Source organism: Paenibacillus sp. 2RAB27 (assembly GCF_052115445.1).
Taxonomy (GTDB): Bacteria; Bacillota; Bacilli; order Paenibacillales; family NBRC-103111; genus Paenibacillus_E.
Genome location: NZ_JBFRGR010000051.1, coordinates 1 through 11282, shown reverse-complemented (window position 1 = coordinate 11282; position 11282 = coordinate 1). Strand labels below are relative to the sequence as shown.

The 11282-nt window shown below is 44.3% G+C and carries 11 protein-coding genes; 10 read left to right on the top strand and 1 reads right to left on the bottom strand.

What is annotated here, in order from left to right; genetic code table 11:
* The first annotated feature begins 86 nt into the window (after positions 1 to 86).
* From AB4114_RS33140 to AB4114_RS33095, 10 genes are all read left to right on the top strand, one after another.
* Entirely contained in the window at positions 87 to 452 is a 366-nt protein-coding gene (locus tag AB4114_RS33140) for an arsenate reductase family protein (protein ID WP_441992235.1), read from the top strand.
* 7 nt (positions 453 to 459) lie between these two features.
* Positions 460 to 1560 (top strand): site-2 protease family protein, encoded by a 1101-nt coding sequence (locus tag AB4114_RS33135; protein WP_441992234.1) that lies wholly within the window; start codon positions 460 to 462, stop codon positions 1558 to 1560.
* Between the two features lie 31 nt (positions 1561 to 1591).
* Positions 1592 to 2767, top strand: a complete 1176-nt coding sequence (locus AB4114_RS33130; RefSeq protein WP_441992233.1) for an aminotransferase class I/II-fold pyridoxal phosphate-dependent enzyme — start codon at positions 1592 to 1594, stop codon at positions 2765 to 2767.
* A gap of 88 nt (positions 2768 to 2855) precedes the next feature.
* Positions 2856 to 4022 (top strand): DNA sulfur modification protein DndB, encoded by a 1167-nt coding sequence (locus AB4114_RS33125; RefSeq protein ID WP_056609438.1) that lies wholly within the window; start codon positions 2856 to 2858, stop codon positions 4020 to 4022.
* Positions 4022 to 5197 (top strand): DNA sulfur modification protein DndB, encoded by a 1176-nt coding sequence (locus tag AB4114_RS33120; protein ID WP_441992232.1) that lies wholly within the window; start codon positions 4022 to 4024, stop codon positions 5195 to 5197. The genes AB4114_RS33125 and AB4114_RS33120 overlap by 1 nt, the downstream gene beginning before the upstream one ends.
* A gap of 182 nt (positions 5198 to 5379) precedes the next feature.
* The gene (locus AB4114_RS33115; RefSeq protein ID WP_441992231.1) at positions 5380 to 5580 is read left to right on the top strand and encodes a hypothetical protein; all 201 of its coding nucleotides are present in this window, start codon (positions 5380 to 5382) and stop codon (positions 5578 to 5580) included.
* A gap of 173 nt (positions 5581 to 5753) precedes the next feature.
* Positions 5754 to 5984, top strand: a complete 231-nt coding sequence (locus AB4114_RS33110) for a DUF7667 family protein (protein ID WP_235550349.1) — start codon at positions 5754 to 5756, stop codon at positions 5982 to 5984.
* Between the two features lie 81 nt (positions 5985 to 6065).
* A complete protein-coding gene (locus tag AB4114_RS33105) occupies positions 6066 to 9308 on the top strand; it encodes a glycosyltransferase family 39 protein (RefSeq protein ID WP_441992230.1) in 3243 nt (1080 codons plus the stop codon).
* Positions 9309 to 9474: 166 nt separating this feature from the next.
* Positions 9475 to 10017: an NADPH-dependent FMN reductase gene (gene ssuE / locus AB4114_RS33100; protein WP_441992229.1), complete on the top strand. Its 543-nt coding sequence runs from the start codon at positions 9475 to 9477 to the stop codon at positions 10015 to 10017.
* A gap of 131 nt (positions 10018 to 10148) precedes the next feature.
* A complete protein-coding gene (locus AB4114_RS33095) occupies positions 10149 to 11024 on the top strand; it encodes a 5'-3' exonuclease (RefSeq protein WP_441992228.1) in 876 nt (291 codons plus the stop codon).
* A 139-nt stretch (positions 11025 to 11163) separates the two neighbouring features.
* Here the strand turns inward: AB4114_RS33095 and AB4114_RS33090 are convergent.
* The coding region (locus AB4114_RS33090; protein ID WP_441992227.1) for an IS3 family transposase at positions 11164 to 11282 on the bottom strand (119 nt) is incomplete at its 5' end.

Below are 11282 nucleotides of genomic sequence, written 5' to 3'. Positions count from 1 at the left end.
CAATTACTTGACTTTCCATGGCAATTAGCCCAAAATTTTAAGTAGTTCTATTTGATCATCATACGGCATAAAGGAGTTATTACAACGTGGGAGTTAAAGTGTATGGTTACGATAAATGTGGGACTTGCAGGAGTACTATAAAGTGGCTGAAAGCACACGATATTGAGATTACTGATTCCATCGCTTTATTTGAAACGCCGCCTTCAGCGAAGGAACTAGCGGATTTGCTTCAGTTAAGTGGCTTTGAGATTAAGAAGTTTTTCAATACATCAGGCGACGTCTATAAAGAGATGAATTTGAAAGACAAGCTGGCAGGTATGTCACAAGAACAAATGCTTGATTTGCTAGCCTCGAATGGGCGATTAATTAAGCGACCTATTGTAACGGATGGACATAAAGTGACGGTAGGCTTCAAAGAAGATGTGTTTGAGGATATTTGGGCGAAAGGGTGATAGGGACGTGGAAGACAACCAGAAACCAACACGCAAAAAGTCACCACTAGCTATTGGTGGATTCATCGCTGTCCTCTTATCACAAGGCAAGCTGCTGCTTGCCGCTTTGAAGTTTGGAAAAGTTGGCGGCGCTGTCATCTCGATGTTTATCACGATCTGGGCTTACGCTTACTTGGCGCCGTTGCCGTTTGCGATTGGCCTGGTGCTTATGATCCTCATCCATGAGTTAGGTCATGTGCTTGCAGCGAAGATCAAGGGGTTTCCCGTGTCGGCACCAGTCTTCATCCCATTTCTCGGTGCGTTGATCACGATGAAAAAGAATCCAACTGATGCAGCGACAGAAGCCTTCATAGGTATTGGAGGCCCTGTTCTGGGGACACTCGGAGGCGTAGCTGCTTTTGGTGTAGGTGTTTATTTGGATTCAGCAGTAATCGTTTCCGTTGCCTACGCTGCTTTTTATCTGAATCTGATCAACTTGCTGCCTATACATCCCTTGGACGGCGGACGAATCTCAACAGCCGTAACGCGCTGGTTATGGTTAGTTGGTTTAGTTGGCGGGCTCATCATCATTATCTATATCGATAGTTACTTTTCGAGTAAGATTATTTTCTTTATCATCTGGGCGATGTTTGCATGGGATTTATACAAGAAATATGTGCGGTATCGTCATAAAGAAGAACGCGTAACTGTCGCTACACGATTCGAATTTCCAGCCAATCATTTGCTGCAACAAGGCTATATGATCCCAGGTGAGAGTCATACGCGTGATTTGGACTATATCACCTATTCGGAACTGCAAGGGCCAGGCGCTGGCCGACAAACGTTGAATATGTCATGGCATGCGATTGGTTTCGAAGGGCACGCATACTTGCCTGTGCAGGCGATTGTTAAGAGAGTGCAATTGGTAAAAGCAGAACGCATGAATAAAGAGGATGGCTTGCACCTTGGCCTCCAAGTTCAAGTGGAATACTCCCCACTAGGGATGCAAGAAAGCTATTATGAAGTACCCGTTAAAACACGCTGGAAGTTTGGGATTTCGTATTTGGTATTAATTTTATTTTTGCTCTATATGATAAGACTCGTTCATCAGGTCGGCATCATTTCCTAACATCACATTTCACATAATGAGGAAGCTATCTATGACATTTAAAGGATCCAAACGGCTGCAGCAGCTAGGCTCGGCTATTTTTTCGGAAGTAGCTGAATGGAAGAGAGAGGTTATGAACCAAGGGGTAGACGTCATAGATTTAGGTATAGGAAGTCCTGACCAGCCTCCCTCAGATCGCATTTTGGAAGCAATGGCAGACGCAGTTCGTAATCCTGTTCATTACGGTTACCCAACATCCGAAGGAAGTTTGGCCTTTCGCGAAGCGGTAGCCAAATGGTATGATTATCGATTCGGTGTCCAGCTCGATGCTGAAACGGAGATCTTAACTTTAATGGGCTCACAAGATGGGCTTGCTCACTTAGCGCTTTCTCTCTGTGATCCTGGGGATATGGCCATTGTCCCTGATCCAGGTTATCCTATATACTCGGCAAGTCTTGTCTTGGCAGGGGTTGAACCCTATTTACTACCGCTGCGTGCAGCAAATCATTTTTTACCCCAACTAGAGGACATCCCAGATGACGTGGCTGCTAAGGCGAAATTCATCTTGCTAAACTATCCAAGCAATCCGTTATCTGCTGTTGCAGATCGTGCTTTCTTCGAGTATTTGATTTCATATGCGAAGAAGCAGGATTTGCTTATAGTACATGATCTTGCCTATTCCGAAATGGCTTTTGATGGCTATAAGCCCATGAGTATTTTGGAGATTGAAGGTGCTAAGGAGGTTGCTGTTGAATTCCATTCTTTATCGAAAAGCTTCAATATGGCAGGTTGTCGCATCGCATTTCTAACGGGTCATGCAGATGCAGTTAAGGCGCTCAAGACGCTGAAATCGAATATTGATTACGGRGTATTTGGGGCTATACAAGCAGCAGGTATTGCAGCATTAGAAGAAGATATGGAAAGCGATCATTCTGTCTCAAGTATGTATGAGAAAAGACGAAATTCTTTTATTTCGGCATTAAATGATGCGGGTTGGATCATTCCACCACCGAAAGCAACGATGTTTATTTGGGCTCCTATCCCCAAGGGATGGACATCTCGACAAATTTCCCGGGAAATGTTGTTTCAGACAGGCGTAGTTGTCATTCCTGGCGATGCATTTGGAGCTGAAGGAGAAGGATTTGTCCGTATTGCTTTAGTGCAAGAAGAAGCTCGATTACTTGAGGCAGCAAGGCGAATAGGAGATTGGCTTCGGTCCTTAGAATGAAAGTTAGAGATTTTGGTAAAAATAGGAGAATGAGAGACATATTTAGGTAGAAGATTGAGAAAATTTATACGTTGAAAGGGGTAAGTATATGGATGCCATTTCTTCACTATCAGAGCTGTTAGCTGAACAGAAGCCGTCATCGTACGTAGAGATTCCCGGAATTTTAGGACAGACGTTCGGTCAAGCGACAATTGCTGCTACATTACCTATTAGCAAACTATTTTCTATTTTTGAGGTGGATTTAGAAGTACAACGTGCGATCATTCCACGTAACCTCTCTAAGTTAATTGACTATGTGAATTTATATTTGGAAGATCGCCAGCCAATCTATTTCCCTGGCATCATTTTCTCAGCAAGAGGCGCAGGACATTACGATGAAGACCACCAAGCCCTTCGCTTACAGCCAATTGAGAAATTGTATGTCGTTGATGGTCAGCATCGATTGGCAGCTTTCCAACGGATTATGGAAACGTTGCAAAGTCAGATGGCACGAGCGAAAGATCGTCGTGAATATGACAAAATGGATGAGATTACGGAAAAGCTGCGCCGTTTATATGCGTTCCCAATCTCAACAATGACCTATCTAGACATTAATGCGCGTCAGGAACGTCAATTGTTCTCCGATATTAACAAGCTTCCTCGCAAGCTTGGAGGCAACTTGGCTGTCCTTCGTGATCAACGCCGGTTCTATCATGTGGCAGCTACAGAGCTAGCAGCGAAAGCGCCTGCGATGCAGAAGCTAACTGTCGATATGTTCTCAGAGCGTGGCAAATCGCCGGAGTATCTTTTCTCCTACCATTTGTTGATTGAAATTCTAGTTGGATTGTTTGAAGGAAGAATGAAATCTGCTGCTCGTAATAACAACTATCAGTATGCGGATAAAGATTTGCAGGAGCTTATTTCGCTGGCAGGCGGCTACTTTAACGGATTATTGACACACTTGCCATCACCGACCAAGGGTGAAATTGTGTGGTCTGAGAATATCCAAATTGCGTTAGCCCTCTTCATGCATGAAGAAGCGACGAAAACAGGCAGCTTTAATCGCTACGCACTTGAGCATGCTTTGAAAATATTGCCACATGTCAACTGGAATAGTATTTATGCTGGAGAAGAAAAGGATCGTCTCCCAAGACGTACACGTATCATGAAAGCTTACAACCACATTAAGAGCTTCTATCAAGATCAGAATGCATTCCTAATCAGTGATGCAGAAGACTATAAAGCTAGTTTTGCGAATAAGGAGGACGTGAGCTAATGGAAGGATTACGCCTGAAAATGACTATCCATCCTTTCTGCGAAAAGTTCGGTCTCGCGACTGTGGCTTTGCGCGTTCAGGACCTGCTGAACTATACGATGATCGATCCCATGGTTCAACGGAAGCTGAGTAACATGCAGCGCAGGAAGATTTCGACTTATTTGCAAGAACGCGAATTGGACCATGTGTTCTTCGGTCCTGTAACCTTATCGCTTCGGGAAGTGAACCAACTCTCCAAAGGAGTGAAGGAATTCCTCTTGCGACACGGCTCGAAGCTATCCATTCTTGATGGGCAACATCGGATTCTAGCACTTGGCTATGTGAACGATCAGATGCAGAAAGAAGTACGACGCTATGAGAAGAAGCTGGCTCTGCTGAAGATTAAGCAACGGAAGTTTAGTGACGATGCGGAGATTAAGCAAGAGGTTGAGGAAACAGAAGGCACGATTAATCAACTTGAGGGTAGACGTTTAGACCTGATGGAAACACAGCTAGCTGTGCAAATTTATATCGGCTTAACGGAGGAAGAAGAGCAGCAGTTATTTGGTGACATTAACTCCAAAGTGCAGCTGGTTAGTAAAGAACTCGGTCATTCCTTTGACTCCATTGATCCGCTTAATCTAGTTATTCAGCAGGTCGTGGATCACAATGTGTATCTGAAGGCGGCGGGTGTGGAGAGACGCAGTAACTTGACCTCTTTTAACCGCAACTTTACATGCTTCAGCTGGTTGTATGCAACGGCGACGATGCTGTTCTCAGGTAGAATGCAGCCCTCTTATGAACTGCAGCGTAAAATTCGACATGATCCATCGACGTATGTTGAAATCTTGCATCAATTCTTCAATACGATTCTACCAATGATGCCAGAGCAGCCAGGTTTGGCACAATATACATCCGCGAACCGTGTGATTCAGGAAAGTATTGCCCTGTATGCGAATCGATTCTTATTCCCGAATGGCGAATATAATGATGAGTGGACGCAGTCCTTACAATTGCTAGAAGGCTTCGATTGGTCACATGACAATGAAGAGTTAATCTATGTATTTGGCTCGTTGGATAATGGGAAAATTAACCTCATTCACGAGAAATCGTTGAAAAAACATGTGAAGCTCGTGCAATTCTTCCTAGAAGGCACGGATTCCGCTAGTGATTCCGAAGAAGTATCCACTGCATAGTTGGAAGCTTAATAACCCTTTCGATCTCAATGAGAATTGAGACTGAAGGGTTATTTTTCGTTTGTATACCTTTCGTCAGATTACTAGTCTCAAAATATACGAATCCTAGTATTCATTTGTCTATACCAAAAATAAAGAACTAGCATACGATATCATATAAAGCTAGAAGGGAGGAAAACACAATGAGTTGCTCCGTATTTGCTACTTTGCATACTTTGTCTCGCATTTCACTTGGTACGGTCATCACAGTTCACGCGGGTACTACACCGAATCATACAGGCAAATTTCTTGGTATTGAACATGGGAATGTTATTCTAGCAGGTAATAACGGTACGATTTTCTTTGTTGCCATCGAGAGAATTGCTGTGGTTCATATCCCTTAATGATCGTACTCAACTGAGAGTAAGAAGGAGCAAGAGAGTGGACGAGCTCTCTTGCTTTCTTCCTTTTTCACATAAATAGCCATGACGACAAAGAGAGTAGGACACTGTTTCGAGTCTCCTAACTTTGTCTATACTAGTTAATGAAAGCGACTCCACCCGGCAGGGGGCTAAGAATGATGTTAGCCGTTCATCAACGTATGGCGGAATTATGGACACTACGCAGAGCCCGAGAGCTAACTCGAGGCGAGCAAGAGGAATTAATGCTATGCATGGAAGCAAACGCGACTTATGTATGGAATCGATTAAAACTAGAAAATTTATCGCTCTGTGCCTCACTGACAGGGGATTATGATTGGTTGCATGACATTTGTGAGCGCATCGAAAAGATTGAACCCAAGCACTGACTAACTGTCGGTGCTTTTTTCCTTTTCTGCAAGAGTGTGGACAGGTATAATAAGGATAGTTCAATGCTAAGGAGATGCCGCATGGTCAGCTGGTTCAAGCAACGGGGAGTAGCTCCCTGTACGTTTTTTCTTTTAGGATTCATGCTTCTGATTGCCCTCATACTTAGACTGGTTTTGGCCCCCACATGGGTAGGCTATGATACGGACGTGCGAACGTTCATGGCGTGGGCAGATCGCGCTTATACGGTAGGCTTGAAGGACTTATATACGAATGCCAAAGAATATTTTCTGGATTATCCCCCTGGCTACATGTATGTCCTATACGTTGTGGGCTTTGTACATCATAAGCTGTCTATTCCTTGGGAAAGCAGCAGCTCCTTACTTATTCTTAAGCTTCCATCAATCCTTGCAGATCTTGGGACTGTTTATCTGTTATTTCGACTAGCGCTCAGTAAGCACGAAGGAGCACGTACCTGGAAGCAGGCGCTCTGGATTGCTGCCCTATTTGCCTTCAACCCAGCCATTTGGGCAAATTCCGCGGTATGGGGACAGGTAGATTCTTTTTTCATGCTGTTTATTGTGGCTACATTATTGATGCAGATGAAAGGCAAACTACCGCAAGCCGCCTTCTTTATCGCACTTGCTCTGTTACTTAAGCCTCAAGCGCTGCTGTTCGGTATCTTCTTACTGATAGATGTGATAAGGGCACGTAAGTTGATGGTTTGGCTGCTTAGCGTGTTGACAGGCGTAGCCACAATGGCTGTTCTTTCACTTCCTTTTGCAGTGGGCAGAGGCTATGGCTGGATGATTGAATTGTATTCGGGCACGTTAGCTTCCTATCCGTATGCATCACTCAATGCGTTTAATCTGTTCGCACTTCTTGGCGGGAATTTCGTGGACATCAACAGTGGTTTCTGGCATTTGTCTTATAAATGGATTGGAGTCGTATTAATGATTCTGTCCATCGTATATGTCTGTCTACTTTATTGGCTCGGTAAGAATAAACGTGGTGCCGTCTTATACATATCGTTCTTATTTATTACGGCTATGTTTATGTGTATGACCAAAATGCATGAGCGCTACTTGCACTATGGCTTATTGTTAGCATTAACGAGCTTCATTTACATGAAGGATCGCCGAATTCTATGGCTGTTTATCGGCTTTAGTATTACGCATTTTATCAATATTGGTGATGTACTCCTGCGGAGTTTTCATCAGGACTATCACATTCCGCGATACAATCCTTTGATGCTGACGGTTTCAGCGATCAATGTTATGATGTTTGTCTATGCTTGTATATTGGGATGGAGGCTTTTCGTGAAATCAGATGGGGATGAAACTGTGGAGGAAACTATGCCTCTAGTTGACAACAAGGTCGAAGTGCTTCCAATGGATGATGACCTACAAGAAAAAGCAACGAATTTGAGAGAAACCTCACCGTGGAAGGCACTTTTCCATAAGCCAGAGGATCATATAGAAAGAGGGAAGCGTGGGAGCTTTTTCTCGCGTAAAGATGCCCTATATCTAGGCGTTCTTATGGTGATTTATACGATCATTGCACTGTTCCATCTCGGCGGGCATAAAGATCCAACGACGTTCTGGCAGCCAACACGTGGAGGAGAGACGGTCATTGCTGATCTCGGCAGCCTGCATCAGATTACACGTATTAATAGTTTTGCTGGTGTTGGGGAAGGTGCTTACTCCTATTGGTTCTCGAATGATGGCGAACAGTGGCAGGATGCTATGGCGGTTAAATCTGACCACACGAAAGTGTTCACCTGGCATACCGTAGAAGCGAATAAAGAAGCTCGCTATGTAAAAATTGTGATTGATACGCAAGAGAGTGCGAAGCTGCATCTTCATGAGATTGGGATTTTCGGAGATGGGGGAACGACGCCATTACCGATCGCTAGTCTGAAGGAAGTAGATGTGGACGCCGCCGATAATGGGAAAACAGCTCATTTATTTGATGAGCCAAGTGTTGTCCCGTATACACCTACCTACATGAATGGCACGTATTTCGATGAGATTTATCATGCAAGAACAGCGTATGAGCACCTTCACAAGATCGAGCCTTATGAAAGCACACATCCGCCGCTGGGCAAAATATTCATTTCCATCGGTATTTATGTGTTCGGATTAAATCCATTCGGCTGGCGTATTATAGGTACGCTATTCGGAGTAGGCATGATTCCAATTATGTATGTATTCGCAAAGCGGATGTTTGGCCGTTCCGAATATGCCCTTATTGCTGCCTTTTTACTCAGCTTTGATTTCATGCATTTTGCCCAAACAAGAATTTCCACGATTGATGTGTACGGTGTATTTTTCATTATGCTAATGTTCTATTTCATGTATCGGTATACAACTTTGAGCTTCTTCCGTGAAAAGCTGTGGACGACGCTAATCCCACTGGGACTTTCAGGATTGTTCTTCGGGATCGGTGCTGCTTCCAAATGGATCGTCATTTATGGCGGTGCCGGCTTGGCCGTCCTCTTATTCATCTCGCTATGGGAGCGATACAGAGAGTACCAATTTGCCAAGCGAGTACTGAGGGAGAACAGTAGCGATGAAGCTGATGTGGAGGAGAGCGAGGGAGTTTATGATGATCTTCTCTCTGTGGAAGAATCTACGAAGCTCCTAAGAGTACAAAAGCTTTTCGTACGCAACACATCGCTTACCATATTATGGTGCGTACTCATGTTTGTTATCGTGCCGTTAGGCGTCTACACGTTATCCTATATTCCTTTCATGATGGTTCCAGGTCCTGGACATCAGTTAAAAGATGTTGTGAGCTATCAGGTACATATGTACAAATACCATAAGGATCTCGTCGCAACGCATCCGTTCTCCTCACCATGGTGGGAGTGGCCGATGATGATACGCCCGATCTGGTATTATCAAGCGAAGCTGATGCCGCAGGGCATGCTTTCGAGCATCGTTTCATTCGGTAATCCGTTGGTGTGGTGGCCAGGCTTTATTGCCGTGCTGATGTCCTTCTATCTCGCGTTCAAACGCAAGGACAAATTGCTGCGCATGCTGCTCATTGCCTACTGTTCACAGTACCTGCCGTGGATGTTGGTACCGCGACTAACGTTTATTTATCACTATTTTGCAATGGTACCGTTCCTAGTACTGATCTTGACCTACTACATCAAGGACTATTTGGAGCAAGGGCCGCTGCAGCGAAGAAGATGGGTCTACGGCTACTTAGCCGCTGTCTTCGTACTATTCGCACTGTTCTATCCGATTCTATCGGGGATGATTATACCGGCGAAATACTCCTTCTTTTTAAGATGGATGCCGGGCTGGAATTTCTTTTAAAATGACGGATTGACGTCTCTTAGATGCCATGGTAATATAATTCCAAGTGAATTACTGTGAATTAAAATAAGTCGACCGAACAGCAGGAGACTCCCACTATGTACCCGAATACATGGAGGCGGAGTCTCTTTTTTCACCCACAAATTGCTAATGGAGCGTGAATCAAATGGCTAAAGTAGTAATTATTTCAGGAAGTCCAACCCCAACCTCCCGATTACATGGTGTCATTGAAGTTGCTAAGAGCGAGCTTCTGCAAGCAGGTTTGGAAGTAGATTGGATTAAGGTTCGCGACCTGCCGGCTGAGGATTTGTTATATGCGAAGTTCGACAGTGAAGCCATTGTGGATGCGAGTAAGCGTGTGGCTGAAGCAGATGCTGTTTTCGTAGCTACGCCCGTCTACAAAGCTTCCTACACAGGCGTGTTGAAAGCATTCTTGGATCTGCTGCCGCAAAAAGGACTCGAGCGTAAAATCGTACTTCCATTAGCGGTTGGAGGAACCTACGCGCACTTGCTTGCGATCGATTATGCACTCAAACCAGTGTTGTCTGTCCTAGGCGCACAGAATATTTTACAAGGCGTGTACGTGCTTGATAAACAAGTGACATGGGGAGACCAAGGTCAAGCTATTCTCGATGATGAAATCTCTTCACGTTTAAAGGAATCCGTAACGGAATTCATTCAGGAAATTAAATGGCATACGAGCCGCTAATTACATAGCACACGCTGACCCGTCTTTGGTAACTTTTGCTGATGGCGGGTTTCTGCGTGTCGGGAACCTGTGTGGCGTGCTATACTACTTGTAATGAATTCATATTTTCACAGGAATGGGAGCTATTATCAATGTCACAAAATTCATCTGAATCTGTGCTGCTCGTAGACGGCATGGCCTTATTATTTCGCGGGTTTTATGCTACATCATCTAGTGGTTACATCATGACAACCGATAACGGTGTGCCTATCAACGGTGTCTACGGATTTCTGAAATATTTACTCGATGCAATCGGCACGTTTAAACCAACTCACGTCGTATGTTGTTGGGATATGGGAAGCAAGACCTTCCGTACGGAGAAATTTGAATCTTATAAAGCGAATCGCGGACCTGCTCCCGAGGAGTTAATTCCACAATTTGATTTGGTCAAAGAAGTGACAGCCAGCTTTAACATTCCGAATGTCGGCGTTATTGGTTATGAGGCAGATGATTGTATCGGCACCTTGGCTCGTACATACAGCCCCCACACAAAGGTGCAGATCTTAACCGGGGATCATGATATGCTCCAGCTCGTGGATGAGAATACCGAAGTTATTATTATGAAAAAAGGGCAATCCAACTACATGGTGTACACGCTAGAAACGCTCATGGAGGAGAAAAGCCTAACCCCAGCTCAAATCATTGATCTGAAGGGGTTAACGGGTGATACTGCTGATAATTATCCAGGGGTCAAAGGAATTGGGGAAAAAACGGCAACTAAGCTCCTCAACGAATATGTGAACATCGCGGGTATCCTCGAGAACTTAGCTGCACTTCCCAAAGGTGTAAGGGCTAAGATCGAAGCGGAGCTGGATATGCTGCATCTTTCGCTTGATCTGGCAACGATTCGCTTAGATGCGCCGGTCGCTTGTGCGCTTGAAGATTGCGCGTGGGCGATGGATCGAGAGAAGGTCATTAGCAAATTCGATGAAATTGCGTACAAAGGATTAATAAGATTGATCGGATGAGACATCAAATAGGGACAGTACCTGAAATCAGGTGCTGTCTTTTTTTATACCTGAGGTCTTAGGCTAAGCTGTGTGGTCAGTTAAGCTAGTTTTTCAAATAAATGTAAAATTGGACCTCTGTCAAGAAAGTAGACACTCGTTAAGAGAATTCAGCAACACTCTTGTAATAGTTTTCTTCAAATCGAACGGGTGAAAGGTAACCCAAAGAACCATGGATCCTTTTACGATTGTAAAAAAGTTCAATGTATTCGAACATAT

What these genes read in the sequence shown, in the direction of transcription:
- AB4114_RS33125 (WP_056609438.1), top strand. Translation starts at nt 2,856, where the DNA reads ATGGATGCCATTTCTTCACTATCAGAGCTGTTAGCTGAACAGAAGCCG.
- AB4114_RS33120 (WP_441992232.1), top strand. Translation starts at nt 4,022, where the DNA reads ATGGAAGGATTACGCCTGAAAATGACTATCCATCCTTTCTGCGAAAAG.
- AB4114_RS33115 (WP_441992231.1), top strand. Translation starts at nt 5,380, where the DNA reads ATGAGTTGCTCCGTATTTGCTACTTTGCATACTTTGTCTCGCATTTCA.
- AB4114_RS33110 (WP_235550349.1), top strand. Translation starts at nt 5,754, where the DNA reads ATGATGTTAGCCGTTCATCAACGTATGGCGGAATTATGGACACTACGC.
- AB4114_RS33105 (WP_441992230.1), top strand. Translation starts at nt 6,066, where the DNA reads ATGGTCAGCTGGTTCAAGCAACGGGGAGTAGCTCCCTGTACGTTTTTT.
- ssuE (WP_441992229.1), top strand. Translation starts at nt 9,475, where the DNA reads ATGGCTAAAGTAGTAATTATTTCAGGAAGTCCAACCCCAACCTCCCGA.
- AB4114_RS33095 (WP_441992228.1), top strand. Translation starts at nt 10,149, where the DNA reads ATGTCACAAAATTCATCTGAATCTGTGCTGCTCGTAGACGGCATGGCC.